Below are 26,615 nucleotides of genomic sequence, written 5' to 3' on the forward strand. Positions count from 1 at the left end.
TGCCGCGATCCGGTCCGGGGTCAGGCGTCGAGGATGGTGATGTTGCCGAAGTCGATCGCGTTCTCCGACCGGTAGGTGAAGCCGCCGACGTCGGTGCGGAAGATCTGGGAGGGCTGGATCGAGCAGACGAAGATCTCTGGCGACGAGTCGACGAGGATCTTCTGGGCCTCCAGCCACAGCGGGCCCGCCTCCGGGCTCAGCGGGTCCGGGATGGCCTGCGCCCGGTTCACCACCTCCCAGAAGCGCGCTGCCGAGGCGTCCTGCCACCGCGACGGGTTCGAGGCGTCGTTGTTGGGCTTCCAGAAGATCGTGCAGGCGTACGTCGGTGTCTGGACCTGCGACCGGTTGCGATAGATGATCGCCTGCCCGGTCGCGTTGTTGCGCATGGTCGAGAAATCCGCGGCCGTCTTCTGGTCGATCGTGATGTCGAAGCCGGCCTCGCGGGCGTAGGACTGGACCAGCACGCAGGCGTCGACGAGGTCCTGGGTGGCCGTGGACACCGACAGCGTGTAGGCGATCCGGTCGTGGCCCGCCTCCGCCAGCAGGGCCTTCGCCCGGGCAACGTCCGACGACGGCTTCGGCAGCTGCGAGACGTCGTAGTTGCGGGTGTTGGGGTTGATGTTGCCGACCATCTGGACGGCCCGGCCCGCGTAGATCTGCTGCATGATCTGCTCGTACGGGACGGCCAGGGCCATTGCCTTACGGACCCGCTCGTCGTCGAACGGGGCCTTATTGGTGACCAGCGTGAGGTCGACGTACTCGATGGGGTCCGCCTCGGGCACGACGACTGCGTCGTTGTTCGCGAGCCGGGCCTGGTCGGTGGGGCGGATGCCTTCCGCCATGTCCACGTCCCCGCTGGCCACCAGGGAGGCCCGGGTGCCGGCGTCCCCCACCACGCGCAGCGTGACCTGGCCGATGGCGGGGGCACCGTAGGCGTAGTTCGGGTTGGCGGTGAGGACCATCTCCTGGTCGGGGGTCTGGGCTGTCACGTGGTACGGCCCGAGGCCCCAACCACCGTTCGCCTTCGCCCACTCCAGGGCGTACGGGTCCGCGCCGGTGGCGTGCTGCTTGAGCGCGGTCGAGTCGTAGATGTGTCCCTGCAGGTTCGCGAGCAGGCCGAGGAACGTGAGGCCGAAGCCGGCGTTGGTCAGGGTGAACGCGACCGTCCGGTCGTCGACCTTGCTGATCGCTTGCGGGCCTGCGAAGCCGCCCTGCCAGACCGTCTTCGAGTAGGTGGGGGTGTTCCACTTGCGCTCGAACGACCACAGCACGTCGTCCGCGGTGATGGCGTTGCCGAGCGGGCTCGTGAGCCCGGGGCGCAGGTGGAACGTGTAGGTCAGGCCGTCCGGCGACACCTCGTAGGACTCCGCGACGTAGCCGACGTAGGTGTTGAAGTCCTGCACCACGGTGTTCTCGGTCTTGCCCGTGATGTAGGGGTTGCGGACGAGCCCGGCCTGCAGGTTCGCGTTCATCTCGAACGACTCCAGGGTGAGGCCACCGCCGCCGACCACGCCGTCGAGGGTCGGCGCCAGCGCGGGCACGGCGACGACGAGCGAGCGGTTGCCGCCTCCGCCGCCGCCACTCGCAGCGCCCGCGCCGCCGCCCCCGCAGGCGGCGAGGGCGAGCAGGCCGAGGCCGGACAGGCCACCGGCGATGAAGCGGCGGCGGCCGAAGGCCGAGTTCATGATCCCTTCGCCGCGGGCCGAGAGGATCGGCGCGGGGACCGGGGAGTCGGGCTGGGTCACGGGGGTTCTCCTAGTGGGGATGGCGCAGCGGAGGGATCACTGGCCCGGGGAGCGGGTCAGTCGGGTGATGACGCCGGTGAGGAGCGCGGCGGACGACACGGCGGCGCAAAGCGCAAGCGCCGGGAAGAGGGTGGTCCACCAGCCGCCGAGCATGACGTCGGAGATGCCGTTGGAGATCATCACGCCCCACTCCGGCGTCGGCGGGTTCAAGCCCACGCCGAGGAAGCCGAGCGACGCGGAGACGATGATCGAGACGCCGAAGACGTTGGAGCTGTTCTCGATCGCGGGCCGGGCGGAGTTTGGCAGCACGTGGCGGATCATGACCTGCCAGGGCAGCAGGCCCGCCATCCGCGCGGCATCGACGTAGGCGTCCCCGCGCACCTTCAGCACCTCGGCGCGGGTGAGCCGGACCTGGTTGGGCATCAGGATCAACGCGAGGGCCACACTCAGGCTGACCAGCGACGGCCCGAAAAGCCCGACCACGACGACGCCGACGATCAGCGGCGGAACGGCGTCGGTCAGGTCGGTGAACCGGGTCATGCCGCGGCCGAACAGCCCGCGGGCACCGCCCGCCGCCTCGTTCATGCCCAGCACGAGACCGAGCACCAGGCCGATGGCCGTGGCCATCAGCGTGACCAGAACTGCCATCACGAGGTTGACCTGGGCGGCGGCGATCGTCCGGGAGAACACGTCCATCCCGGTCGAGTCGGTGCCGAACAGGTGGGTGCCGTCCGGGGCGAGGTTGGCAGGCGCGACCACGGTCTCCGGGTCGAACGGGACCACCCAGCGGGCGACGATCGTGAGCAGCACGAGCACCGCGAACGGGAGTGCAGGCAGCCAGGTGCGCCACGCCGGCGCGCCCCTGCGCGGGGCCGTGGCGGCGACGGGGGTGGGAACCGCGACGAGGACTTCAGTCATGGCGCTCAGCCGTCCATTCGGACGCCCGGGCGGCGTCGGGGGTCGAGGATCATGTTCACGAGGTCGACGAGGAAGAAGACCAGCAGGCAGAGCCCGGCGACCACGACCAGGAAGCCCTGCAGGCCCACGAAGTCGAGCTGCTCCACCGACGTGATGGCGAACTGTCCGACGCCACCGAAGCCGAAGAGCTCCTCGATCACGACGACGCCGCCGATGAGGCCGCCGAACATCGCGCCGAGCATCACCACCGACGACGCGCTGGCCCGGCGCAGCACGGAGAGGTACACCGAGAGCCGGGTGGCACCGGACGCGACCTTGAACAGCGTGGGCGCGGCGGTGACCTGCTCGGACAGCCCCAGGCTCAGCTGCCGCCACAGGCTCGGGGTGTGCACCAGGACCAGCACCGAGAGCGGCAGCACGTAGCGCGCAACCATGGCCTCGAGGACGTCCCACCGGCCGGTGATCACGCTGTCCAGGAGCGGGAACCCTGTGACGTCCGGCAGTGCCATCCGCGGGTCGACACGGCCGAGGGGCGCCGGGATCACCTGCAGCACCACGAAGAACAGCACCAGGCCGAGGATCGCCACGGCGAAGTCCGGCACCGAGCCGGCGAGCTTGCCGTAGCCCCGCAGCACCGCGTGCAGCCGCGGGCTGCGTGTGCTGACCGTGATCAGCGCCAGGACCAGCGCCAGGACCACTGACCCGAGCAGCCCGAGCGTGACCAGCTCGATCGTGGACGGCAGCCGCGTCATCACCTCCTCCCACACCGGACGGCCGGTCACGGGCGAGGTGCCCAGGTCGAACGTGATCAGCTCGGACCAGAACCGGCCGAACTGCTCCCAGACCGAGCCGGACAGGCCCATCTGCTCGGCCGCCCGGGCGTAGTCCTCCTGCGTGAAGCCGCCGCTGGCGTCCACCCGGGCCATGACCGGGTCACCCGGCACCAGCCGGACCAGGAAGAACGCCACGCTCGCGAAGACCGCGATGTGCAGCGGCAGCACCAGTGTGCGGGTGAGCCACCAGCGGTGCCGGGCCAGGAAGGGGGTCAACGGTCCTCTCCTCTCGGTGCGGGCGACGGCGCCGGTGCTGCCGCTGTGGTGATGGGCCCGGTGAGGGTGACGAGCCACGCGCCGGATCGCCACAGCGATGTGATGGTGGCGGCGACCGCGCAGCCGACGAGCACGGTGGCGGCCACGTGGAAGCCCCAGAGGGCGCCGGAGGGATCGACGACGACGCCGTCGTAGCCGCCGACGCCGGCGCCGGCCAGCCCGGCGGCGGCGAGCAGCAGGGCCGTCGCGGCGCCGAGGGTCTGGGCGCTGTTGAACATCAGGGAACGGATGCCGTTGGCGATCCCGCGCCGGTCCACCGGCAGGCCGCGCACGATCGACGCCGTGTTGGGCGCCATGAAGATCCCGTTGCCCGCCCCGACGAGCACGAGTCCGATGTGAAACAGAGGCCCGATGCCCGTGCCCGTCATCGACAGGCCGAGCAGCAGGTAGCCCACCGCGGCGAGTGCGCAGCCCGCCGAGGAGACCGAGCGCGGGGTCAGGAACCGGGCGAGCACGCCCGCGATCGGCGAGGTGACGACGAGCGCGGCGGCAACCACCGTCGCGGCGACGCCCGCCTCTATGCTCGAGGCGCCGAGCACTGCCTGCTGGTAGAGCACCACGAGGACCAGCGAGGCGGCCTGTGGGAGGGCCATCAGGAACGCGGTGGCGTAAGCCAGCGCCCGGTTCCGGTCGGTCACCAGGCCGAGGTCGACCAGCGGCCGGGCCGCCCGGCGCTCCACGATCACGAACGCGCCCAGCACTGCCACGGCCACGGCGCCGAGCCCGAGCACCCGGGGGTCGGTGACGCCCCAGGCGGACGAGCGGTTCACTGCGAGCAGCAGGCACGCGAGCCCGACGGCCGAGAGGATCGCCCCCGGCACGTCCAGCGACTCCCCCGCGCCCGGCCTACGCCGGTCGTGCGGGAGCACCGTGGCCGCCAGCACCAGCGCGACCAGCCCGAACGGCACGTTGACCAGGAACAGCGACCGCCAGCCGAAGGTCTCCAGCAGCAGCGCCCCGACCAGCGGCCCGAGCATGCCGGCCACCGACGCCATCATGATGTTGATGCTCAGCGCGCCCGCCAGCCGGTGCGCCGGAAAGACGTCCGAGATCAACGCGGTGGCGCCGGTGATGATGATCGCCGCGGCCACGCCCTGCACTCCGCGCAGCGCGGCGAGCAGGGCCGCCCCGCCGGCGAATGCGGCGCCGACGCTGGACACCACGAGGACCGCGAGCCCCGCGAGGTAGATCCGGCGCCGCCCGACCATGTCCGAGATCCGCGAGACGGTCAGCACGGACATGGACAGGGTGAGCATGAACGACAGCAGGATCCAGTCCGCCGTCGCCGCCGGGATCGACAGGTCCGCCGAGATGGCGGGCAGCGCGACGTTCGTGGCCGTGCTGTTCAGGAAGATCAGCAGGCTGCCGAACGTCGTGACGACCAGGACGGTCCAGCCGCGCCGGGTGGCCGGGTCCGACGCCCGCCGGAAGGTGGAGTGAGACACCGTCACGCCGGCTCCGCCAGGGGGACGAGGTGCCGCGGTCCGCGGCGGTACGCGTCGAGCAGGGAGATCGTGTACGGGTGGGTCGGGCGGTCCAGCACCTGCTGCGTCGGCCCGTGCTCCACCACCTCGCCCCGGCACATGACCAGTAGCTCGTCGGCCACGAAGGCGGTCGCGGGCAGCCCGTGCGAGACGAACCCGAGGCCCACCTCGTGCTCCTCGCAGTAGTCCCGGATCATGTTGAGCACCGCGCCCTGCACGGAGACGTCCAGGGCCGAGACCACCTCGTCGCACAGCAGGATCCGGGGCCGCACGACGAGCGAGCGGGCCAGCGCGAACCGCTGCCGCTGCCCGCCGGAGAGCTGGCTCGGGTAGCGGTCGAGCATCCGCCGGTCCAGCTTGAGCAGGTCCAGCACGGGCGTGATCTCCGCCTCGGCCGCGGCCCCCTCGAGCTCGCGCAGCACCCGCAGCGGAGTGGCCACGGCGTCTCGCATGGTGCGGCGCGGGTCGAACGAGGAGAACGTGTCCTGGGCGACGTACTGCACCGTGCGGCGCAGGTCACGGGTCCCGAACCTGCTACGCAGCAGCTGCGCCACGGAGGCGCCGTCCAGGGTGACCATGCCCTCGGTGGGCTGGTCCAGCCCCACGAGCAGCCGGGAGAGCGTGGACTTGCCCGAGCCGGACTCGCCCACGATCCCGAGAGACGTGGACGAGGTGATCTCCAGGTCCAGTGGCTGCACGGCGACGTGCCGGGTCGCGCCCCGTCCGAAGGCGCGCATCAATCCCTCCGCCCGCAGCGAGACGGGGCGGTTCACGCGGACACCTGATCGAGCTCGGCCCGCGCGGCGCCCGGGGTGAGGGACTCTCCCGCAGCCTGCTCCGCGGAGATCCGGTCGAACTCGGCGCGGGCCGCGTCGGAGAGGGTGGGCAGCCTGTGCAGCCGGGCGGAGTCGAGAGTGGGCACGCACTCGGTGAGCGCCAGCGTGTAGGGGTGCGTGGCGTCCTGCTCCACCCGGTCCGCGCGGACCACGTCCACGATCCGCCCGTGGTACATGACGACGATCCGGTCCACGTACATCCGGCACAGCTTGATGTCGTGGCTGACGACGAGCAGGCTCGCGCCGGTGCGCTGGGTCATGTCTCGCAGCAGGTCCATGACGTCCCGGCTCAGCGAGGCGTCCAGTGCGGACGTCGGCTCGTCCGCGATCAGCAGCTTCGGCTCGCTGCACAGCGCGAGCGCGAGCATCACGCGCTGCCGCATGCCGCCCGAGAGCTCGTAGGGGCGGAGCTTGAGTACCCGGTCGGCATCGGGCAGCCCGACCTTGCCGAGCCACTCGACGGTGAGCGCCCGCGCCTCGCGGCGCGCCACCCGACGCACGCCGCGCAGGACGTCGGTGAACTGCGAGCCGATGGTTGCGACCGGGTCGAGGGAGGTCATGGCGTCCTGGAACACCATCGACGTGCCCGGAGTGCGGTGCGGGACGGCGTGTCGCCGGCCCCCCACCACGTCGCCGCCCGCGAACCGGAAGGACTCCGTCGTCGTCTCCACGCCGTCCAGCGGGAGCAGGCCCGCGACGGCAAGTGCGAGCGTGGTCTTGCCCGAGCCGGACTCCCCCACGATCGCGACGTGCTCGCCGCCTTCGATCGCGAGGGTGGCGCGATCCACCGCGACCATGCCGTCGGCACCGCTGCCGTAGCGGACAGTCAGGTCGCGGACGTCGAGCAGCGGGTCGTCCGCGGGGCGCGAGATGTCGGGTTCGGTCACGGGTCCTCGATTCGGTGGTCGGCAGCCCAGAGCCCGTATGCGGGCTCAGAACTCGAGCAGGTTGTCCCGGAAGCGGGAGTGCGTGTACTCGGTCCGAGTGAGGCCGCGACGCTGCAGCGCGGGGACCAGGCCGTCGGCGATCTCGCTGACATACCGGCGGTTGAGGTCGAAGTTCGCGATGAGGAAGCCGTCCCCGCCGACCTCCTGCATGACCTCGTCCATCGTCGCCGCGATGGTGTCGGGGCTGCCGACGAACTCCATCGTGGACAGGCTCTTGCGGAGGAACTCGCGCGGGGTCTTGCCGATGGCCTGGGCCAGCATCTGCTGGTGACCATTGGTCGTCGCGGTGTCCGGGATCGGCTCGTCGAGCGGGAACTGCGCGAAGTCGATGCCGGAGTGCCGGGACAGGTGCAGCAGGCCGAGCTCGGGATGGGCCTCGGCGAACGCGATCTGGCGCTCCCGCTTCGCCCGGGCCTCCTCGTCGGTCTCGCCGACCACCGGGGAGGCCATGAACAGCACCTTGACGTCGTTCGGGTCGCGGCCGTAGGCGACGGCCTGCTCACGGATGTCGTCCCGGAACCGCTTCATCGCCTCGACGCCGCCCTCGACGCCGGAGATCACCGAGTTCGCGGTGCGCGCGGCGAACCGCTTGCCCCGCGGCGACCCGCCGGCCTGGGTGAAGACCGGGCGGCCCTGCGGGGACTGCGGCGCGTTGAGCGGGCCGCGGACCTTGAAGAACTTGCCCTCGAAGTCGATCGTGTGGACCTTCTCGTAGTCCGCCCACACGCCGTTCCGCTCGTCCACGGTGACGGCGTCGACCTCCCACGACTCCCACAGCCGGCAGCTGACGTCGAAGAACTCGTCTGCGATGTCGTAGCGGAGGTCGTGCTCCTCCAGCAGGTCCTTGCCGTAGTTCTGCGCGGCGCGGTGGCTGGAGGAGGTGACGATGTTCCACCCGGTACGGCCCTGCGACATGTGGTCCAGGGTGTTGATCTTCCGCGCCAGCATGTACGGGTGGTACTCGGTGACCGACAGCGTCGGCACGATGCCGATCCGGCTGGTCAGGTGGGCCACGATCGGCGCCAGCACCGTCGGGTCCATCTTGGGCGTGGCGGTGGCGCTGGACAGGTACGCCTTGGAGTTCGAGCCGTAGGCGTCCGGCACGTAGGACGAGTCCTCGATGATGATGTAGTCGAAGCGCGCCCGCTCCAGGGCCTGCGCGACGTCGACCCACAGCTGCGGGCTCGCCCAGTCCAGCCCGCCGCGGCCGGACCAGGTCTTGTTCCAGGACTTGACACCGAAGCCGCCCGCGCCGAACCAGGCGAGGTGGAAGGGGTTGGCACTCACGTCGTACTCCTAGAACTGGAGGAGGTTCTGCTTGAACAGGTCGTTCGGGTAGTCGCTGCGGATCAGCCCGCGGCGCCGCAGCTCGGGCGCCAGGCCGGAGCAGATCTCGTCGATGTAGCGGCGGGTGTGGGACAGGCCCGTCTCCGCCCGGATGAGGAAGCCGTCGCCGCCGGTGCGGGCCACGATGTCCTCCATCTGGTCCGCCACCTCGGACACCGTTCCGACGAGCAGCGGGCCCAGGCGGAGGCGCTCGCCCAGCGACTCGCGCAGGGTCTTGCCCTCGTTGCGCTTCATGAAGTCGTCGAGCACGGACTGGTGGCCGTTGGTTTTCAGGTCCTGTGGCATGGGCGCGTCGAGGTCGTACTGGAAGAAGTCGATCTCCGTGACGGCCGCGGTCATCGCCAGCGTCTGCTCGATCTGCAGCGGGTCGTCCATCCCGAAGACGCGGTAGTAGGCCGCCTGGGCCTCCTCCGTGGTCTCCGCGATGATCGGCGCGGCGTGGAACAGCACCTTGACGTCGTCGGGGTCGCGGCCGTGCTTGGCGGCCCGCTCCCGGATGTCCGCCCGGTAGGCGGCCATCTTCTCGACGTTCGGGTTGGTGGCGACGATCGCGTTGGCGTGCTTGGCCGCGAAGTCCCGCCCCTTGGGCGAGCCGCCCGCCTGGCAGAGCACCGGGTGGCCCTGCGGCCCCGCCGGCATGTTCAGCGGCCCCCGCGAGGCGTGGTACTTCCCGCGGTAGTCGATCCGGTGGACCTTGGTGTGGTCCGCGTAGTGCCCGGTCTCCCGGTTCATCACGATGGCGCCCGGCTCCCAGGAGTCCCAGAGCGCCTTCACGACCTGCACGAACTCCTCGGCGCGGTCGTAGCGCTCGTCGTGCGGGGGCAGGGCGTCCATGCCGTAGTTCTGCGCCGCGACGTCCTCGGACGAGGTGACGATGTTCCAGCCGATGCGGCCACCGGTGAGGTGGTCCATCGTCGCCATGACCCGGGCGAGGATGTACGGCGAGTAGAACGACGTGGAGCCGGTCGCGATGAAGCCCATGTGCTTCGTGGCCTTGGCCAGCAGGGGCAGCAGCGGGAACGGGTCCAGCTTCGGGCTGTGCAGGCTGTGCTTGAGGTCCTGCTCCATGGTGCCGCCGAGCGCCTCGGACACCATCGTCGAGTCCTCGAACATCATGAAGTCGAAGCCGGCGCGCTCGAGCTGGCGCGCCATCGACACGTAGTACTCGCCGGTCATCCACTCGGTGCCGGTGTCCCCGCCGAAGGTGGAGCGCCAGGCCGGAGCGGTGAACGAGGTGAACCAGGCCAGGTGGAAGGGCGCGACGTCGCGTGTGCGGCCCGCCATCAGGCCACCGCCGCCGGGACGCGGGGATCCAGCGAGGACAGGCCGAAGTGGGAGGTGATGGTGCTGCCCTCGTACGCGGTCCGGAAGAGGCCGCGCTCCTGCAGGATCGGCACCACGCCGTCCACGAACGCGTCGATGGTCTGCGGCAGGATCGGCGCGACGAGCGAGTAGCCGTCACAGGTGCCCGCGCGGAACCACTCCTCCATCACGTCCGCCACGTGCGCCGGCGTGCCGGTGGCGACGAACTGCATGTTCGCCAGCCCGCCCACGTAGGAGCGATAGGCGGTCTGCGCGATCGTCAGGTTCTCCTCGCGCGCCATACGGGTGAACAGCGTGGCCTGGCTGACGCTCGCCGACTCCACCTCCGGGAGCAGGTGGAACGGCAGCGGGCCGTCCGGGTCGTGCGCGCGCAGGTCGTACTCGAGCAGGCCGGACAGGTGCCCGACGAGGTCTGCGCCCTCGGCGTGGTTGGCGTCCAGCACGGCCTGAAGCTCGGCCGCCTCCTCAGCGCTGTCGCCGAGGAACGGAGCGATGCCGAGCAGCACCTTGATGCTGTCCGGGTCTCTGCCGTAGGCGGCGGCGCGGGCCTTGATGTCCTGGTAGTACTCCTGGGCCCGCTCCAAGGTCGATCCGCCCGCATAGATCGCGTCCGCCCAGCGGGCGGCCAGGTCGCGCCCTTCGGCCGACGAGCCCGCCTGCACGATCAGCGGCCTGCCGTGCATCGGCTGCCGGACGTCCAGGGTGGCTTCCACGTCGAAGAACCGCCCGTGGTGGGTGACCGGTTCGCCGGGCCGGTCCGCCGTCGGGGCGTTCGCCCACAGCTTCGTGACGACCTCGATGAACTCGTTGGACCGCACGTAGCGCTCGTCGTGCGGAAGCTGGCGGGCCCGGTGGAAGTTGCGCGCCATCGCGTCGCCGGTCGACGCGACGTAGTTGATCCCGAGGCGACCACCGGTGATCGCGTCGACCGACGCCGCCCGGCGGGCCACGTCATAGGGCTCGTTGTAGCTGGTCGAGAGGGTCGCGATGATCGCGATGTGCTCGGTCTCGGTGGACAGCGCCGCCGCGATCTCCAGCGGGTCAATCCGGGTGGTCGTGGCGCTGGACCGGCCCCAGGTGTGCACCGGGGTGTCCGCGATGAAAGCCTGGTCGAACAGACCGCGCTCGGCGGTGCGTACGGCGTGCCGGTAGGCCTCGAGGTTCGGGATCCGGCTGACGTCGCTGACGGCGTGCCGCCAGCCACCGGAGTGCCGGCCGTACTCGGTCAAATTGAGGCTGAGGTGCATCTTATCGGGGTGCATGCGCGTCATGCGGCGCGTCCTCCGTGGGTCAGGGTCCCGGCGAGGCCGAGCGCGGCGGCGAGCGTGCCGCCCGGCGCGCGGCTGGCACCGAGCGCGGCGGCAAGCGTGGCCGCGGCATCGGCGGTGTCGGTCGAGCACTCCAGTGCGACGCCGGCGGCGCCGGCCTCGGTGCGCCGCCGCGAGGCCTCGGCGGCCGGGATGTCCGCGGGCAGGACGAGCAGGACGAGGGTGGCCGGGTCGGCGGTCCGCACCGCGGCGGCGACGGCCGCGTCCGGAGCCAGCGCCACGTCCACCGCCGGGGCGAGGTACCCGGCCTCCTCGGCCGTGCCGACCTCGGCGACCAGCACCGGACGCCGCTGCGGCGAGGGCGGCACGTCGAGCGGGCCCTCGACCCGGAAGGCCAACGAGCGGTAGTCGATCGCGCTGATCCGCGTGTCGTCCTTGTAGTCCCCGGTCGCCTTGTCCGGGTACTGGGCGCCGTCCTCCCACGAGTCCCAGAGCTCGAGGGCGATCTCGGCGTACTCGGCGGCGCGGTGCAGCTCCGCGATCCGCCCGCGGGTGGAGCGCCAGTCGTAGGCCGACTGCTCCGAGGCAGCGGTCCCGGTCCTCAGCAGCCACCCGGAACGGCCGTCGGAGAAGTGGTCGACGGTCGCGAGCCGGCGGGCGAGGTGGTAGGGGAAGCCGTAGAGCGCGGAGTTGGTGGCGACCAGGCCGATCCCCGACGTCGTCGAGGCCAGCCGCCCGCACAGGGTGGTCGACTCGAACGGGCTCACCGCGCCGGTGTCGGCGGCGTCGAGCACGCAGACCGCGGCGACGCCCGCCGCCTCGAGACCGCGGACCGCGGACTCGACGGCGGGCAGCGTGGTGTCCGGCCCGAGGGCCAGCTGAGCTGTGATGATCATCGCGTGGCCCCTCAGAACGCGAGCAGATTGTCGCGGAACCGGTCGTGCTCGTAGGCGGTGCGGGTGAGCCCGCGACGCTGCAGCTCGGGCACCAGGCCGTCGCAGATCTCGGTGACGTACCGCCGGGAGAAGTAGCTGTTGACCAGCAGGAACCCGTCCCCGCCGACCTCCCGCATCACCTCGTCCATGTGCGCGGCGACGCGGTCCGCGGTGCCGACGAAGGCTCCGGAGCCGGAGTTGAGCGGATTGCCGCGGATGACGTCGTCGAGCACCCGGCCCTGCCACTGGGCGACCATCGACTGGTGCCCGTTGCTGACCAACGTCTCGGGCAGCGGCTCGTCGAGTGCGAACTGCGAGAAGTCGATCCCCGACTGCCGGGAGAGCGACGCGAGCTGGTACTCGGTCTCGTTGTCGTCGATCTCCAGGCTGCGCCGGTAGCGGTCCTCGGCGCGCTCCTGGGTCTCGTCGACGGTCGGCGAGACGAGAAAGAGGATCTTGATGTGGTCCGGGTTGCGGCCGTGCGCCGCGGCGGTGGCGCGGACGTTCTCCCGGTAGGCCTTCATCTTCTCCGGGGTGGAAGCGGAGGCGATGACCGTCTCCGCCCAGCGGCCCGCGAACGCCTGCCCGCGCGCCGACCCGCCGGCCTGGCAGATCACCGGGGAACCCTGCGGGGAGCGGGGGGACGACAGCGGGCCGCGCGAACGGAAGTACCGGCCGTCGTGGTGCAGGGTGTGGACCTTGTCCCCGTCAGCGAAGACGCCCTTCTCCAGGTCCAGGACCAGCGCGTCGGGGTCCCACCCGCTCCACAGGCCGTGGGCGACCTCGAGGAACTCGTCCGCCATGTCGTAGCGCTCGTCGTGCGGGAACTGCTTGTCCCGCCCGTAGTTCTGCGCCCCGCCGTCGTTCGATCCGGTGACCACGTTCCAGCCGATCCGCCCGTCGGAGACGTGGTCGAGGGCGTTCATCTTCCGGGCGAGCATGAACGGGTGGTACTCGGTCGTCGAACAGGTCACGACGATTCCGAGCTTCTCGGTCGCGGCGATGAGGTAGGGCGCGAGCACGGTCGGGTCGAGCTTGGGGGTGTCGACCGAGTGCTTCAGGTACGCGTTGTGCGAACCCTGAAAGGTGTAGGGGACGTTCGACGAGTCCTCGATCATGAAGTAGTCGAAGCAGGCCCGCTCCATGGCCCGGGCCAGGTCGACGGCGGTGTCCGGCTTGGTGAACCGCGCCACCGAGGACCGCGGACCGGCCCATTCGTGCTTCCACGCCTTCGGGCCGAAACCCTTGGAGTAGAACCAGCCCAGGTGGAAAGGTCGTGCGCTCATAGCGGATTCCTTCTAGAAGGCCAGGAGGTTCTCGCGGAAGGTGTCGAACTCGTATTCGGTCCGGGTCAGACCCAGCCGCTGCAGCTCGGGCGCCAGTCCGTCGCAGATCTCGGCGACGTACCGCCGGGAGAAGTAGCTCTCGTTGAGCAGGAACCCGTCCCCGCCGACCTCCGCCATGATCTCCCGCATCTCGGCAGCGACGCTCGAAGCGGTGCCGGTCAGCGGGACGCACTCGAGGTGGCGCTGGTAGCGCAGTACGTCCCGGAGGACCTTGCCCTCCATCTGCGCGACGCTGGACTGGTGCCCGTTGGACGTCAGGGCGGGAAGCGGCTCGTCGAGCGCGAACTGCGAGAAGTCGATCCCGGAGCTGCGCGAGAGGGCGGCGAGTCCGAACTCGACCTCGCTCTCCGCGAAGTCGTAGCGTGCCTGCCGGCGCTCGTGCGCCGCCTCCGGCGTCTCGTCGACGATCGGCGAGATCAGGAACAGGACCTTGATCGAGTCGGGATCGCGGCCGGCCGCGACGGCCTGCGCGCGGACGTCCTCCCGATAGGCCTTCATCGCGTCGACACCGCGGGCCGCGCAGATGATCGTCTCCGCCCAGCGAGAGGCGAACGCCCGACCGCGCCCGGACCCGCCCGCCTGGCAGATCACCGGCGAGCCCTGCGGCGACCGCGGCGCCGACAACGGACCGCGGGAGCGGAAGTAGGCCCCCTCGTGGTTCAGCGGGTGGACCTTGTCGCCGTCCGCGAAGATGCCCTTCTCCAGGTCCAATACCACCGCGTCGTCGTCCCAGCTGCGCCAGAGCCCGTGCGCGACCTCGAGGAACTCGTCCGCCATGTCGTAACGCTCGTCGTGCGGGTACTGCTTGTCCCGGCCGTAGTTCTGCGCCCCGCCGTCGTTCGAGCCGGTGACCACGTTCCAGCCGGCCCGACCGTCCGACGTGTGGTCGAGGGCGTTCATCGCGCGGGCCAGCATGAACGGGTGGTACTCGGTCGTCGAGCAGGTCACGACGACGCCGAGCTTCTCGGTCGCCTGCAGCAGGAACGGGGCCAGCACCATCGGGTCGAGCTTCGGGGTGTCGACGGAGTGCTGCAGATAGGCGTTGTGCGAGCCCTGGTAGGTGTACGGGACGTTCGACGAGTCCTCGATCATCAGGTAGTCGAAGCAGGCGCGCTCCATCGCCCGGGCCAGATCAACGGCGACGTCCGGCTTCGTGAAGCGCGCCACCGCCGCTCGCGGACCCGCCCACCCGTGCTTCCAGGCCTTCGGGCCGAAGCCCTTCGAATAGAACCAACCCAGGTGGAAGGGGGGTGCACTCATACGAACATCACCGGATCTTCGTCGCCGTCGGGGGATGGCGAGAACCGTATGGAGGCCGTATTGCGGCGGCGTGACACGCGGAGTCAAACCGGAATTACGCCGATCCCCGCCAGCCGGACCGCCCCGAGCCGACCGTCGAAAGCGCTGCTCACAGGCGATGGACGGACGAGACGGACGCACCCGGATCGCCGCTGGCGGTCCGGACGGATCGAGCCACGCCACTCAGCGGAACCATTTCCTGTGACCGCGGCCACGCGTTTTTCCGCTGATTTCCGCTGCCGGCGGCGCGCCGTACCGGAGCGGCGCAACTAGGTCGTTACGAACCGGTGACGGGAGCGGCATCTGCTCGTCAAACGATCCGTGCGTGCCCCAGCGCAGCGGCCGTCGACATGCCGCCCGGTCAGGCTGGAGGACATATGCGAGCCGCACAGGACGAGCAGGAGTACCGCCGCGTGACGCGCGAGCGCGCGCTCCGGGACCACCGGGTCCGGCTGCGGTCCGTGACCAGCGTCCATGGCGCCTTGCGGTCCAGCCTCCGCACCGGCCTGATCGAGGCGGACGACCGGCTGGACGAGTCCACGTTGGTCGACCGGTTCTCGGTGAGTCGAAACGCCGTGCGCGCCGCACTCGGCCTTCTCGTGGCCGAAGGGATCGTCTCGCGGTCCCCCCGCGCGGGGACCGTCGTCCGCTCGGACATCACGGACGTCCAGATCGACAACGGCGTCGGCTGGAGGACGGCGGGCGCCGAGGCGTACCACTGCGAGGTCCTGGAACGCCGCTGGGTCGCCGCCACCCCGCTCACCCGCCGGTACCTGGCGGACGACGGGCCCCGCGTCCACCTCACGGAACTCGTGCTGGTTCGCCGGGGCGAGCCGACGATGCTCTACACCCGGTTCAGCTTGTCCGACGGCGCCGAGCGCAAACTTGTGCTCACCTCCTCGGACACCCACTTCGACAGGGAGTTCACCCAGGCCTACGGCAGCCCGCTGGGGGCGGTGGACTGCTGGGTGGAGGCGGTGGAGGCGGACGAGAAGGTCGCGGCTCAGCTCAGCGTGCCGATCGGCACCGCGCTGCTGGTCAAGTCCCGGGTGCTGTGGAGCGCGGACGGTGTCCCCCGCGAGTACAGCGTCTCCCATTATATTGCTGCGCGGACCGCCTTGAGCACCGGAACCCGACGCGGCCGGGCGAGCCAACCGGCACAGGCGCCGGTCGTCGTTCCTCGGGCCCGCGCCGAGGTCGATCGGGCAGGTCTCCCCTTGCGGCACTCCGCGACGTCGGTGCACGGTGAGCTGCGCGCGGCCCTGCGCAGTGGGCTGCTTCCCGTCGGAGCCCGGCTGGACGAGCAGGAGCTCGCGACACACTTCGGTGTCAGCCGCAACTCGATGCGCCGCGGGTTGGCCCGACTGGCCGAAGAGGGCCTCGTGCGTCGCAACCGGCGGACGGGGACGACGATCGAGCGGACGATCGCCGATCTCACCCTGGACAATGGGATTGGCTGGGACCCGGCGGAGACCGGGCGGTACCGGGCGGAACGACTGTCTGTGGCCACGGTGCCGACCCCGCTGTTCCTCGCCCGCATCCTGCGCACCGAGGAGCCGACGATCACCGTCGGCGAATATCGGGTGTACCGCGACGAGCGGCCGTTCATTGTGTACCTGCGCTACTCCCGGTCGGGTGTCCCCACTCGGCCGCTCAGCTGCGACTCCGCCGCGGACTTCGACGAGCTCTTCGCCCGGGCTCACGGGTCGGAGGTGAGCCGGATCGAAACGACAGTGCACGCGGTCCGGGCGCACGAACGCACCGGGCGCTTGCTGGAGGTCCCGCCGTCCACGCTCCTGCTGCTCAAAGAGCGGCTGCTGATCGACTCGACCGGCACGCCCTGCGAGTTCAGCCACAGCTACTACGCCGCCGCCGGAGTCGCGCTGTCCACCCGCTCGTCCGCCTGACGCTCGCCGCCTGGCTGTGGTGCGGTGGCGCTCGCGGAAGCCTGCCGTACACCCCCGGTTTCGTGAGGGTGTCGCCCGTTGGCTGTGCGCGGCGACGTCGTGCTGATGCTCAATGGCGGATGATCGAGCTACTGGAGGAAGGCGTCGGCTCGGCGCACTATGCGTTTGCAGCGCTCCCCGAATCCCCGGATCGCGTCTATCAGCCTCAGCGTACGGAGTTCCGGAGACCGCAGCCAAGCTCGCCACCGGCGACACCTTCCGATCCCCGCTGCGGCGCTGGCCCGAGCCGCGGTCGCAGCCAGCACCCGGACCCGGCGTCATCTGCCTCCGCTGCGACACGTCGCCCCTCGGCGTGTCGTGACCCAGTTCCTCCTCGTGGCCGCCACACACTGGAGCGCGCTCGAAGGATCGAACCTGCGACCGCTCGGGTGTAAAGCGCGATGCACTCCCCTCCCGAGCCTCCTACCAGCGACAACGCTGGTGCGGGAACCCTCTCCAATCCCCTTGGCAGCACCCGTATGCGGGACTTTGTGTCATGAGTGGCGTCATGGGCGCGAGCGGTCAGAACTGTCCGCCGGGTGGCAGGGGCGTGCCGCGAAAGCCCGAGGGCTTCGTTCAGAGACTGGCCCGGACGCAATTGGGCGTCTCCCCAAGATCACCGGTCCGGCTGCAGCGTTAGAAGATCCTCCTCGCCACGAAGCATGGCCGCAGCGCGGCCGAGACGGCGACGATGTTCGCGGCCAAGCCGCAGTACCCGCGGGAGAACGAGATCCGGCGCCGGGTCACCGCCTACTTCGCCCGTGACGTGCTCCCACAACCGACCGCTGTGGGAGCTCAACGAGGCCTTCGCCTCCCAGGCGCTGTACTGCCGGGATGCGCTCGTTATCGGTCCCGCCAGGCTCAACGTCAACGGCGGCCCCATCGCGATCGGCCACCCCTACGGGATGACCGGCGCACGGCTGGTCGGCCACGCCCTCCTCGAAGGGCAGCGACGAGGTGCTCGCCATGTCGTCGTCACCATGTGCGTCGGCGGCAGCAGGGGCGCAGCCGGCCTCTTCCAGCTCCGCTGACAGGCTGCTGATGAGTGCGTTCCTCCGGCGGTCCCGAGGAGGCTCGGCGGCCGAGATCCTTCCAGGCCTACCGCCCCGACTGTGCTGGGTCGTCCGGCGAGTCGGCCGTGCCCCGCACACAGGTGGCCGCGCAGCTCCGGCGCGGGTGCCCGGCGGTCCTACCGGCCGCTGCCCCCGGAGGACGACCGGCCACGTACGGCGCCTCTCGCTGGTCGTCGGGTCGGCGCGTTTCCGGGTCAGTTGGACCGTTCGCGCGCCGACCCGACGGACGAGAGCGAGCCCCTACGACGGCAGGCCGTCGAGGAGGTCCTCGATGGTGATGGGAGTGTGTCGGACCCGGACGCCCGTGGCGTTGTGCACGGCGTTGGCCACGGCCGCCGCCATGCCGACCACCCCGATCTCGCCGATGCCCCGCGCGCCGACGGGGTTGTGCAGCGTGTCCGGGTGCTGCACGAAGTGCACGTCGACCTCGGGGATGTCCGCGTTGACCGGGAGCAGGTAGCCGGCCAGGTCGCCGTTCGCGAGCCGCCCGCCGCCCTCGATCTCCAGCCCCTCGTGCAGGGCCGCCGAGACGCCCCAGATCATTCCACCCCTCAGCTGGCTGCGGGCGGCCTGGTCGTTCACGATGCGGCCGGCGTCGAACACGCCGAGCATCCGCGACACCCGCACCTCACCCGTCCACCGGTGCACCCGGACCTCGCAGAACTGGGCTCCGAAGGAGCTGAAGGAGTGCTTGGTCATCTCCTCGCCCGGGCCCGAGGACCCGGTGGCGGAGACCGAGGCCCGACCGAGCGCGGACAGCAGCTCCCCGAACGTCATCGACCGTCCGCCACCCAGCACCCGGCCGGCGGCGTAGGTCACGTCCTGCCCCGCGAACGGCGCGCCCGGCGCGCTCGCGAGCGACTGCAGCTCCTCGAGCACCGCCGAGGCCGCGGCCACGATCGCCGACCCCACGCTCGCCGTGGCGGTCGACCCGCCGGACATGCCCCCGGGCGGGTAGGCGGACAGGCCCAGCCGCGGGGTGATCCGCTCCGGTCCGACGTCCAGCGCCTCGGCCCCGAGCAGCGCCATCACGCTCAGCAGGCCGGTACCGGGATCGGAGCCGCCGACCGAGACCAGCGCCGTGTCGTCCGCCTGCAGCGTGATCTCGGTCGTGGTCGGGAACCGCAGCGCCGGGAACATCGCCGTCGCGGTGCCCATCCCGACCAGCCAGTCGCCGTCCCGCGTGCCGGTGGCCCTCCGGCTCGACCAGCCGAAGCGCTCGGCGCCGATCCGGTAGCAGTCGTCGAGGTACTTGCTCGACCACTGCAGGTCGCTGCCGACGGGGCCGAGGGATCCGTTGCGCAGCCGCAGCTCGATCGGATCCATGTCCAGCGCGACGGCCAGCTCGTCCATCGCGCTCTCCAGCGCGAACGACCCGGGCGCCTCGCCCGGCGCGCGCATGAACGTGGTCCGCGGGATGTGCAGCGGCACCACCTTCTGGCTGATGGCCAGGTTCGGGGTGCGGTAGGCCACCCGGGACGTGGCCGAGGTGGGTTCCACGAACGACAGGTCGGTGGCTGCGCTGCACCAGGAGTCGTGGCGCACCGCGATCAGGGTGCCGTCGCGGTCGGCGCCCAGCGTGATCTCCTGCAGCGTCTCCGGGCGGTTCGCGGTCGCGGTGAAGACCTGTTCTCGGCTCAGCGCCGCCTTGACCGGCCTCCCGAGGACCCGGGAGGCGGCCGCGGCCAGGAACGCCGGCACGGACGTGCGCCCCTTCCCGCCGAACGCCCCGCCCACGAACGGGTTCACCGTGTGCACCGCGGACGGGTCGACGTCCAGTGCGGCCGCCAGGTCCGCCTGCTGCACGAAGGCTCCCTGGTTCCCGCTGTAGACGGTGAGACCGTCGGCGTCCCAGTGCGCCACGGCGGAGTGCGGCTCCATCGCCGCGTGGTTCTGGGTCGGCGTCGAGTACCGCCCCCCGACCACGACCGGGCTCCCCGCCAGCGCGTCCTCGATCGACTCCACCCCGTCCGCGAGGACGACGTGGCTCGACGGCTCCCCGTCCAGGCCGGGCGGCGCGTCCTCGGCCAGGTCGAGGTTGCCCACCAGCGAGGTGCGGGCGGGCCGCTCGTCGTAGGACACCTCGACGAGCGCGCTCGCGTCCCTGGCCTGCTCGTAGGTCTCCGCCACGACGAAGGCCACCGGCTGGCCGTAGTGGGTGACGCTCCGGTCCTGCAACGGCACCCAGGTGTCGCCCAGCATGGGGGTCGTCGGGGTGCGCAGGACGAGGGGGTCGAACGGCGAGTAGACGGCGACCACCCCCGGCGCGGCCTGCGCTGCGGCCACGTCCATCGCCGCGATCTCGCCGTTCGCGATCGTGCTGGTCACCACGTGGCCGTGCAGCATGCCGGGCAGGTTGTGGTCCGACCCGTACCGCGCCCGGCCGGTGACCTTGAGTGGGGCGTCGATCCGCGTGGTGATCATCCTCGGCTCCCGCTCGGTTCGTCCTCAGTCAGTTCGCAGAGGGCACGAACGACGGTCCGGCGCAACAGCGGAACCTTGAAGCCGTTCGCGGACAGCGGCGCCGCGCCCTCCGCCGCGACCGATGCGGCGTCCTGGAAGGCCTCCTCGGTCGCCGGCGCGCCACGCAGGGCCTGCTCGACGGCGGTCAGGCGCCACGGCACGGTCGCGACGCCGCCGGCCGCCACGCGGGCGTCGACGACGTGGGCGTCCCGTACGTCCAGCGCGACGGCCGCCGAGCAGAGCGCGAACTCGTAGGACTGCCGGTCGCGCACCTTGACGTAGGTCGAGTTCGCCGCCCAGTCCAACCGGGGCACCACCATCTCGGTGATCAGCTCGCCGGGGCGCAGGTCGTTCTCCACGTGCGGGGTGTCGTGGGGCAGGCGGTAGAAGTCGAGCAGCGGCACCGTGCGGCTGCCGGCCGAGGTCGCGAGGGTGACCCGCGCGTCCAGCGCGACCAGCGCGACGGCCACGTCGCTCGGATGCGTCGCCACGCACGCCTCGCTCGTGCCCAGCACCGCGTGCGTCCGGTTGGCACCCGAGCGCGCCGGGCAGCCACTGCCGGGATCGCGCCGGTTGCACGGCATCGACACGTCGCGGAAGTAGGTGCACCGGGTGCGTTGCATCAGGTTCCCGCCGATGCTGGCCATGTTGCGCAGCTGCTGCGATGCGCTCTGCAGCAGCGCGCGGGAGATCATCGGGTACACCCCCGGATGCCGCGCGACATCGCTCATCCGCTCCAGCGCGCCCAGCCGCAGCCCGTCGGTGGTGTCGATGCCACGCAGCGGGAGAGCGTTGATGTCCTGGACGTGCCGGGGGGTCAGGACGTCGAGCTTCATCAGGTCGACCAGCGTCGTACCCCCGGCCAGGTAGGTGCCGGCGCCCGCGAGGGCGTCGTCGACGGTGGTCGGTGCGGTCAGCTCAAACGACTGCATCGGCCCCCCTCACCTGCTTGATCGCGGCCACGATGTTCGGGTACGCCGAGCAGCGGCAGAGGTTGCCGGACATGAACTCGCGGACGTCCTCCACGTCCTGCTCCACCGCGGCGACGGCCGACATGATCTGTCCGGACGTGCAGAAGCCGCACTGCAGCGCGTCCTGGTCGACGAACGCCTGCTGGACCGGGTGCAGCTCGTCATCGGTGGCGAGCCCGTCCACGGTGGTCACCGGCGCACGCACGGTCGCGACCAGGGTCAGACACGACAGCACGGGACGGCCGCCCACGTGCACGGTGCACGCGCCGCACTGGCCGCGGTCGCATCCCTTCTTGGGGCCGGTCACGTCGAGCCGCTCGCGCAACGCGTCGAGCAGCGTGACACCGGGCCCGACGTCCAGGTTCTCGGTTCTGCCGTTCACTTCGAGTGAGATGTCCACTGAGGTTCTCTTCCTCGCCGCATGTCCGCCGAGGCGATGACGCGGCATCGGAGGGCGCTGGCTCGTCAGTCCGTACGATGGAAAACGGATAATCATCCGGTCCCAGCGAGAACTCTAGCGGATATCTATCCGGTTGGCGAGTGTCCCCTTCGCCGCTCGGCCGACCGTGATTTACATTCCTGCGGGAGGCCTGGGAGGTGACGATGACGACGGGACCCGTGAACCTGAGGCGCGCGGACACCCGCCGCAACAACGAGCGCATCCTCGCCGCGGCGGCGGAATCGCTCGCCGACACGGGCGAGCTGTCGTTCAACGCCATCGCCAAGGCGGCGGGGGTGGGGGTGGGCACCGTCTACCGGCACTTCCCGACCCAGGGGGCGCTCGTCCTCGCGGTGTACCGGCACGAGGTGCAGCAGATGCTGGACGTGGTCCCCGCCCTGCTGCGGGAGAAGTCCCCGCCGGAGGCCTTCCGGGCGTGGACCACCGACCACCTCGCCCGGTACATGATGACCAAGCGCGGCCTCGCGGACGCCCTGCGTACCGCGACGAACGCCGACGACGAGGACGTCCCGGGCAAGGCCTACGAAGCCATGGTCGACGCGGTGGCCACGCTGCTCGAGGCCAACGTCGAAGCCGGCACCATCCGCCCCGGCCTCGACCCGGAGACCGTCCTGCGCGGCCTGGGCGGCCTGCTGTTCCTCGACCCCCGGGCCGACTGGCGCGGCCAGACCGAGGCGCTCATGGACCTGCTGTGGCGCGGCATGCGTCCGGACGTCTGAGTCGCGCCGCCGTGCTCACGCACCACCACCGGAGCGTAAGTGGCAGGCACCACCACCGGAGCGTAAGTGACAGGCTAGGACCCTGAGCGCTCCTCGGAGCGGACGCCGAGGGTCTTGCTGAAGAAGACCCGGCGATACCCGTCCTGCTCGCCACGGTGGGTCTCGACGTAGCCCTTGCGCGGGTAGTAGTCGAGATTCTCCGTCATGGCCTCGTTCGTGTAGAGCTGGGATCCGGTCGTACCCGCGGCGGCGGGCTTCGCTCTCGGCGAGGGCGAGGAGCTGCGCGCCGACTCCCCGACCCTGGGCGTGCGGGTCCACCGCGACGTTGTCGAGCAGCAGATGATCACTGGCGTCGACCAGCACGATGAAGCCGAGCAGACCGTTCTCGTCCTCGGCGACCCACATCGTTCCGTCGCCGACCGCCGCGGCGTAGTCGGCCACCATCGGCGCCGGCGGCCGGTCGATCCGCGCGGTGCAGTTCTGGTAGGCCAGGTCCGCCAGACGGCTGGTGGCGTCGACGTCCCGGCGCTCTCCTGGCCGTGTCGTGACCATGCGTCGACTCAAATGACGTCCAGCCGTAGACCGTCGTCATGGTGCTGGTCGGGCCCGGCGGTGTCGCGCCCTCCTCGACGGCAACAGGACGTGTGGGTCGGCGGGGCGGCGGTGATCCCTTCGAACTTGAACGGCCCCAACACCATCCGCACGAAGATCCCCGCGTGGCCCGGGCAGCTCCTCGAGCTGCGCAAGGCCCTCGACCTCCTCCTGCGTCACCAGAGCGGCCGCCGCCTCGACGCGACGACCTCGACGTCCACGCGGCGAGCAGACCGCGGACCCCACGTGCCTGCCGGGAGCGCGTGCAAGCGCTACGAGAGGTCGGCGGCCTGTGGGTCCTTTCCCCCGATGCCCGGGAAGTCGATCGCCGACGTCGACGACTCGTACTGCAGCTGCGGCACGTGCCGGCGCTTCGCGATCTTCCATCCGGACGGCTCGCGGACGAGCTCGTCGGTCACCCGGACCCATCGGATCAGTACGACCGGGGCGTCCTTGAGGGCCATCGTGGCGCAGAGATGCACGTCGACCGCGGCGATGTCGCCGTCGACCGTGATCCGCAGGCTGCTGATGCTGTGGTCGATGAAGCCGAAGGGCTCGAGGGACGACACGAACGTATCGGCGAACTCGGTGCCGGTGAAGCGACGCAGGCCGCCGAAGTAGGACAGATCAGCGTCCGGCGTGAAGCAACTCCGCATGAGTGCCTCGTCCCTGCGGTCCATCGCATGGGTGTAGCGCTCGAGGACGTCCCGTACGGCGAGCCGGTCGGCGAGGTCGCCGTCCTGCACCGAACTCGTCGACGTCGACGGGATGACTGGCATCGGGTCGTTCTCCTTCCATGCTGCGCCGTGGAGGCGCGCTTCAGGCTAATTCAGCTACCGAATATGTCGCAAGCATGCTTGCACGTCGGTGTGTGCTCGGTTAGCGTCTCGGCGACCGTGCAGCTGCGCACATCAACTGCTTCATCGCCTCGAAGGAGAGGTCGCCATGTCGGCACCGTCCGAAGCGGAACACGCACGTGCGAGCACGGTGCGCCGCACCACCTTGGCCGCCGCGATCGGCAACACCGTCGAGAACTACGACTACGCGGTGTACGGCCTGGTGGCCACCGTGCTGGCGAAGAACTTCTTCCCCAACTCCACCCCCGGCGTCGCGCTGCTCTCGACGTTCGCCGTATTCGCTGCGGCGTTCGTCATCCGGCCGCTCGGCGGGCTGCTCCTCGGTCCGCTCGCCGACCGCATCGGCCGCAAGCCCACCCTCGTGGTGACGCTGATCGGCATGGCCGTGGTGAGCACGCTGATCGGCCTGCTGCCCACCGCGGCCACGATCGGGATCGCCGCCCCGATCCTCCTCGTCGTCCTGCGGATGGGGCAGGGGCTCGCGGCGGGCGGCGAGTACGGCACCGCGATCATCTACGCCGCCGAGTTCGCCCCCGAGAACCGCAAGGGCGAGATGGCGAGCCGCGTGCAGATGGGCAGCCTCGCCGGCCTGCTCATCGGTGCGGTCATCGTCGTGAGCCTGACCCTGTCCCTCGGCCCGGAGGCCATGCAGGCCTGGGGCTGGCGGGTGCCGTTCCTGCTGGCGCTCCCGCTGGGGGCGATCGGGTTCTACCTGCGGAGCCGGCTGGGCGAGACCCCCGAGTTCGTCGAGGTCCAGGAGGTCGCGCAGGACCGGCCGCCCGTCGGCCGGAGGCTGTGGCGCGGCGTGCTGCTCATCGGGGTCGCCGCCACCCACGCCGTCGGCTTCTACCTCGCGTTCACCTACGTGCAGAACCTGATCATCCAGCTCAAGTTCTCCCTGGTGACGGCGACCGTCGTGATCGGCGTCGCCCTGGCCGTCGGGATCGGGCTCGTCCTCGCGGGCGGACGCGTGTCGGACCGGATCGGGCGCCGACCCGCGCTGCTCATCGCCACCGCGGTGATCGTCGTCGCCTCGTACCCGCTGATGGCCGGGCTGACGTCGTCGACGAACCCGTGGGTGCTCGGCATCTTCGCGGTACTGCTGGCCGCGGCGCCGTCGTTCTACACGGGCATCGCCCCGATCACCTACATCGAGCTGTTCCCGGTGCACGCGCGCGGCACCGGCGTCTCGCTGGCCTTCAACATCGCCGTGGCCGTCTTCGGCGGATCCGTCCTGTACGTGACCCAGTGGCTGGTCCAGACGACGGGCGACAACCGCGCCGGCGCGTTCGTCCTGATCGGCTCGGCCGCGCTCAGTGGCCTCACTGCGCTGGCCCTGCCCACCGTCCTGACGCCCCGGGTCCGGCGTCCCACGGCGACGGCCACCCCGGTAGGCGGCCTGAGGCTCAGTCGCGACCCGCGCGGCGGGCGTCCTTGATCTCGGTCTCGACCGCGACGGCGCACCGTCGCAGGGTGGCGACGAGCTCGGGGAACTGGCCGGGCTCGAGCATGTCGCCGAGCGTCGACTCGATCTTGTCGACCTCGGCGGCCATCTCGGTGAGGCTGGTCCGGCCGGCTGCGGTGAGGGTCAGCGACATGGCCCGCTCGCTCTCCGGGTGCGGGCTGCGGTCCACCCATCCCCGGCGCTCGAGCTCGGCGACGATCCTGGTCATCGTCTGGGGCTTCACGAAGCAGCGGCGGGAGAGCTGTGCCAGGGACAAATTGGGTTGCCGTTCAAGGATCTTGAGCGCGGCGTAGCCGGACAGCGTCATGCGCCACGGCTTCAGCCGCATCGCCCCGATGTTGGCCACGGCGCGTTCGAGGCGGGTGACCGCATCGGTGAGGTAGTCCGACTGACCCGCAGCTGTGTCCACGCACCAAGCTTAGACAGCATCCTTACAACTGGAGGTTCTGACATGCCCGGCTCGACCACCACCTCCGCACCGACGGTCGACCTCACCCTGGAGGACGCCCTCCGCACCGTGACCGAGGCACTGGTCGCGACGGGCTACGCCACGGAGGAGGCCGCGGTCATCGCGGACCATCTCATGGACTGCGAGCTGCGCGGGCTGTCCTACGCCGGGCTGGCCCGCGCGGTGTCGATCATCGAGCGCCTCCGCACCACGGAGCCGCCGCAGTCGATCCGGGTCGACCGGGAGACGCCGGTGTCCGCGGCCCTCGACGGCGGGGACCAGGTCGGCTACCTCGTCGCGGCCCACGCGATCGAGATCGGCCTGGAGAAGGCACGCGCCCAGGGCATGGCCGTGGTCGGCGCCCGCCGGACCTGGTACACGGGGATGTTCTCGTACTACCTCGAGGGCGTCGTCGATGCCGGGTTCGTCGGGATGATCGCGGGCAGCGGTCCCGCCGTCGTCGCCCCGTACGGAGGTACCGAGGCCCGGTTCAGTACCAACCCGATCGCCTTCGGCTTCCCGACCGTTGACGGCCCGGTGATCTGGGACATCGGCACGTCGTCCATCACCCACGCCGAGGTCACCCTCGCGCGCAGGCTCGGCGAACCGCTGCCCGAGGGGAAGGCCTACGACGCCGCGGGCCTGCCGACCACCGACCCCGCCGCGGCCCTTCAGGGTGCCTTCGCCGTGTGGGGCGGCCACAAGGGATCCGGGCTCGCGCTCGTCGTCCACCTGCTCGGCATGCTCGCGGGTGCCTCGGCAGCGCCCCAGGGCGTCTCCGACTGCGGCTTCCTGGCCGTGATCGTCGACCCGTCCATCCTCGGCGACGCCGCGGACTTCGCCGCCCGCGCCGCGGCCTTCGCCGAGTCCGTGCGCGCCACCCGTCCGGTCGAGGGTGAGGCGGCCGTCCGGGTCCCCTTCGACCGCTCGGCTGCGCTCCGAACGGCGATCCGCCGCCGCGGGACGATCGAGGTGTCGGCGCCCGTGGTCGAGACCCTCCGGCAGATCGCCCTCGAAAAATAGCCAGCATGCTTATATAGTGCAAGCATTCTACTACAGGAGGGT

At 70.8% G+C, this 26,615-nt stretch carries 23 protein-coding genes and 1 pseudogene; 5 read left to right on the forward strand and 19 right to left on the reverse strand.

The genetic code is table 11. From position 1 onward, the window contains the following. Positions 1-20: 20 nt before the first annotated feature. From ABD990_RS29220 to ABD990_RS29275, 12 genes are read right to left on the reverse strand one after another with little or no spacing between them, the layout of a single operon-like run. Positions 21-1,745 carry an ABC transporter substrate-binding protein gene (locus ABD990_RS29220; RefSeq protein ID WP_345383997.1) on the reverse strand — a complete coding sequence of 575 codons (1,725 nt, stop codon included), beginning with the start codon at positions 1,743-1,745 and terminating at the stop codon, positions 21-23. A 36-nt stretch (positions 1,746-1,781) separates the two neighbouring features. Continuing rightward, positions 1,782-2,663, reverse strand: coding sequence for an ABC transporter permease (locus tag ABD990_RS29225; RefSeq protein WP_345383998.1), 882 nt, complete (start codon positions 2,661-2,663; stop codon positions 1,782-1,784). A gap of 5 nt (positions 2,664-2,668) precedes the next feature. Then, positions 2,669-3,712, reverse strand: a complete 1,044-nt coding sequence (locus tag ABD990_RS29230) for an ABC transporter permease (protein ID WP_345383999.1) — start codon at positions 3,710-3,712, stop codon at positions 2,669-2,671. After that, the gene (locus ABD990_RS29235) at positions 3,709-5,223 is read right to left on the reverse strand and encodes an MFS transporter (RefSeq protein ID WP_345384000.1); all 1,515 of its coding nucleotides are present in this window, start codon (positions 5,221-5,223) and stop codon (positions 3,709-3,711) included. The genes ABD990_RS29230 and ABD990_RS29235 overlap by 4 nt, the downstream gene beginning before the upstream one ends. Further along, positions 5,220-6,029, reverse strand: coding sequence for an ABC transporter ATP-binding protein (locus ABD990_RS29240; RefSeq protein WP_345384001.1), 810 nt, complete (start codon positions 6,027-6,029; stop codon positions 5,220-5,222). Before ABD990_RS29240 ends, ABD990_RS29235 begins: the two co-directional genes overlap by 4 nt. Beyond that, complete coding sequence (locus ABD990_RS29245) at positions 6,026-6,979, reverse strand: ATP-binding cassette domain-containing protein (RefSeq protein WP_345384003.1); 954 nt, start codon at positions 6,977-6,979, stop codon at positions 6,026-6,028. Before ABD990_RS29245 ends, ABD990_RS29240 begins: the two co-directional genes overlap by 4 nt. Positions 6,980-7,024: 45 nt before the next feature. Beyond that, positions 7,025-8,326 (reverse strand): NtaA/DmoA family FMN-dependent monooxygenase, encoded by a 1,302-nt coding sequence (locus tag ABD990_RS29250; RefSeq protein WP_345384004.1) that lies wholly within the window; start codon positions 8,324-8,326, stop codon positions 7,025-7,027. Positions 8,327-8,335: 9 nt separating this feature from the next. Further along, positions 8,336-9,670, reverse strand: a complete 1,335-nt coding sequence (locus ABD990_RS29255; protein WP_345384005.1) for an NtaA/DmoA family FMN-dependent monooxygenase — start codon at positions 9,668-9,670, stop codon at positions 8,336-8,338. Continuing rightward, positions 9,670-10,980: an NtaA/DmoA family FMN-dependent monooxygenase gene (locus ABD990_RS29260; protein ID WP_345384006.1), complete on the reverse strand. Its 1,311-nt coding sequence runs from the start codon at positions 10,978-10,980 to the stop codon at positions 9,670-9,672. Before ABD990_RS29260 ends, ABD990_RS29255 begins: the two co-directional genes overlap by 1 nt. After that, on the reverse strand, positions 10,977-11,873 hold the full coding sequence (locus ABD990_RS29265) for an LLM class flavin-dependent oxidoreductase (protein WP_345384007.1): 897 nt from the start codon (positions 11,871-11,873) through the stop codon (positions 10,977-10,979). The genes ABD990_RS29260 and ABD990_RS29265 overlap by 4 nt, the downstream gene beginning before the upstream one ends. Positions 11,874-11,884: 11 nt before the next feature. Next, positions 11,885-13,198 (reverse strand): NtaA/DmoA family FMN-dependent monooxygenase, encoded by a 1,314-nt coding sequence (locus tag ABD990_RS29270; protein WP_345384008.1) that lies wholly within the window; start codon positions 13,196-13,198, stop codon positions 11,885-11,887. A gap of 12 nt (positions 13,199-13,210) precedes the next feature. Continuing rightward, positions 13,211-14,518, reverse strand: coding sequence for an NtaA/DmoA family FMN-dependent monooxygenase (locus tag ABD990_RS29275; protein ID WP_345384009.1), 1,308 nt, complete (start codon positions 14,516-14,518; stop codon positions 13,211-13,213). A 416-nt stretch (positions 14,519-14,934) separates the two neighbouring features. Here ABD990_RS29275 and ABD990_RS29280 point away from each other — a divergent pair, with 416 nt between their 5' ends. Both ABD990_RS29280 and ABD990_RS29285 read left to right on the forward strand, forming a co-directional pair. Further along, a complete protein-coding gene (locus tag ABD990_RS29280; protein ID WP_345384010.1) occupies positions 14,935-16,464 on the forward strand; it encodes a GntR family transcriptional regulator in 1,530 nt (509 codons plus the stop codon). An 800-nt stretch (positions 16,465-17,264) separates the two neighbouring features. Continuing rightward, on the forward strand, positions 17,265-17,534 hold the full coding sequence (locus ABD990_RS29285) for a thiolase family protein (RefSeq protein WP_345384011.1): 270 nt from the start codon (positions 17,265-17,267) through the stop codon (positions 17,532-17,534). A gap of 282 nt (positions 17,535-17,816) precedes the next feature. Here ABD990_RS29285 and ABD990_RS29290 read toward each other — a convergent pair whose 3' ends face one another. The 3 genes from ABD990_RS29290 to ABD990_RS29300 are packed head-to-tail and all read right to left on the reverse strand — an operon-like array spanning position 17,817 to position 21,410. Beyond that, a complete protein-coding gene (locus tag ABD990_RS29290; protein ID WP_425569686.1) occupies positions 17,817-20,000 on the reverse strand; it encodes a xanthine dehydrogenase family protein molybdopterin-binding subunit in 2,184 nt (727 codons plus the stop codon). After that, complete coding sequence (locus tag ABD990_RS29295; protein WP_345384012.1) at positions 19,997-20,971, reverse strand: FAD binding domain-containing protein; 975 nt, start codon at positions 20,969-20,971, stop codon at positions 19,997-19,999. Before ABD990_RS29295 ends, ABD990_RS29290 begins: the two co-directional genes overlap by 4 nt. Then, complete coding sequence (locus ABD990_RS29300) at positions 20,958-21,410, reverse strand: (2Fe-2S)-binding protein (protein ID WP_345384035.1); 453 nt, start codon at positions 21,408-21,410, stop codon at positions 20,958-20,960. The genes ABD990_RS29295 and ABD990_RS29300 overlap by 14 nt, the downstream gene beginning before the upstream one ends. Positions 21,411-21,613: 203 nt before the next feature. Here ABD990_RS29300 and ABD990_RS29305 point away from each other — a divergent pair, with 203 nt between their 5' ends. Next, positions 21,614-22,189, forward strand: coding sequence for a TetR/AcrR family transcriptional regulator (locus ABD990_RS29305; RefSeq protein ID WP_345384013.1), 576 nt, complete (start codon positions 21,614-21,616; stop codon positions 22,187-22,189). Positions 22,190-22,263: 74 nt separating this feature from the next. Here the strand turns inward: ABD990_RS29305 and ABD990_RS29310 are convergent, their stop codons facing one another. The 3 genes and pseudogenes from ABD990_RS29310 to ABD990_RS29320 all read right to left on the reverse strand — a co-directional run bounded on the left by ABD990_RS29310 (position 22,264) and on the right by ABD990_RS29320 (position 23,559). After that, positions 22,264-22,395 (reverse strand): hypothetical protein, encoded by a 132-nt coding sequence (locus ABD990_RS29310; protein ID WP_345384036.1) that lies wholly within the window; start codon positions 22,393-22,395, stop codon positions 22,264-22,266. 70 nt (positions 22,396-22,465) lie between these two features. Then, positions 22,466-22,741 (reverse strand): annotated as a pseudogene (locus tag ABD990_RS29315) (GNAT family N-acetyltransferase); the annotation flags it as partial. Between the two features lie 311 nt (positions 22,742-23,052). Beyond that, on the reverse strand, positions 23,053-23,559 hold the full coding sequence (locus tag ABD990_RS29320; protein ID WP_345384014.1) for a nuclear transport factor 2 family protein: 507 nt from the start codon (positions 23,557-23,559) through the stop codon (positions 23,053-23,055). A gap of 208 nt (positions 23,560-23,767) precedes the next feature. On the opposite strand from ABD990_RS29320, the gene ABD990_RS29325 reads away from it, so the two are divergent. Then, complete coding sequence (locus ABD990_RS29325; protein WP_345384016.1) at positions 23,768-25,075, forward strand: MFS transporter; 1,308 nt, start codon at positions 23,768-23,770, stop codon at positions 25,073-25,075. Here the strand turns inward: ABD990_RS29325 and ABD990_RS29330 are convergent. Next, positions 25,044-25,511, reverse strand: coding sequence for a MarR family winged helix-turn-helix transcriptional regulator (locus ABD990_RS29330; RefSeq protein ID WP_345384017.1), 468 nt, complete (start codon positions 25,509-25,511; stop codon positions 25,044-25,046). The two genes, ABD990_RS29325 and ABD990_RS29330, sit on opposite strands and share 32 nt — an antisense overlap. A 42-nt stretch (positions 25,512-25,553) precedes the next feature. Between ABD990_RS29330 and ABD990_RS29335 the strand changes: the two genes are divergently transcribed. Then, the gene (locus ABD990_RS29335) at positions 25,554-26,573 is read left to right on the forward strand and encodes an Ldh family oxidoreductase (protein WP_345384018.1); all 1,020 of its coding nucleotides are present in this window, start codon (positions 25,554-25,556) and stop codon (positions 26,571-26,573) included. Positions 26,574-26,615: the final 42 nt, after the last annotated feature.

Origin of the sequence: Pseudonocardia yuanmonensis, assembly GCF_039542425.1 — a bacterium.
GTDB classification, from domain to species: Bacteria; Actinomycetota; Actinomycetes; order Mycobacteriales; family Pseudonocardiaceae; genus Pseudonocardia; species Pseudonocardia yuanmonensis.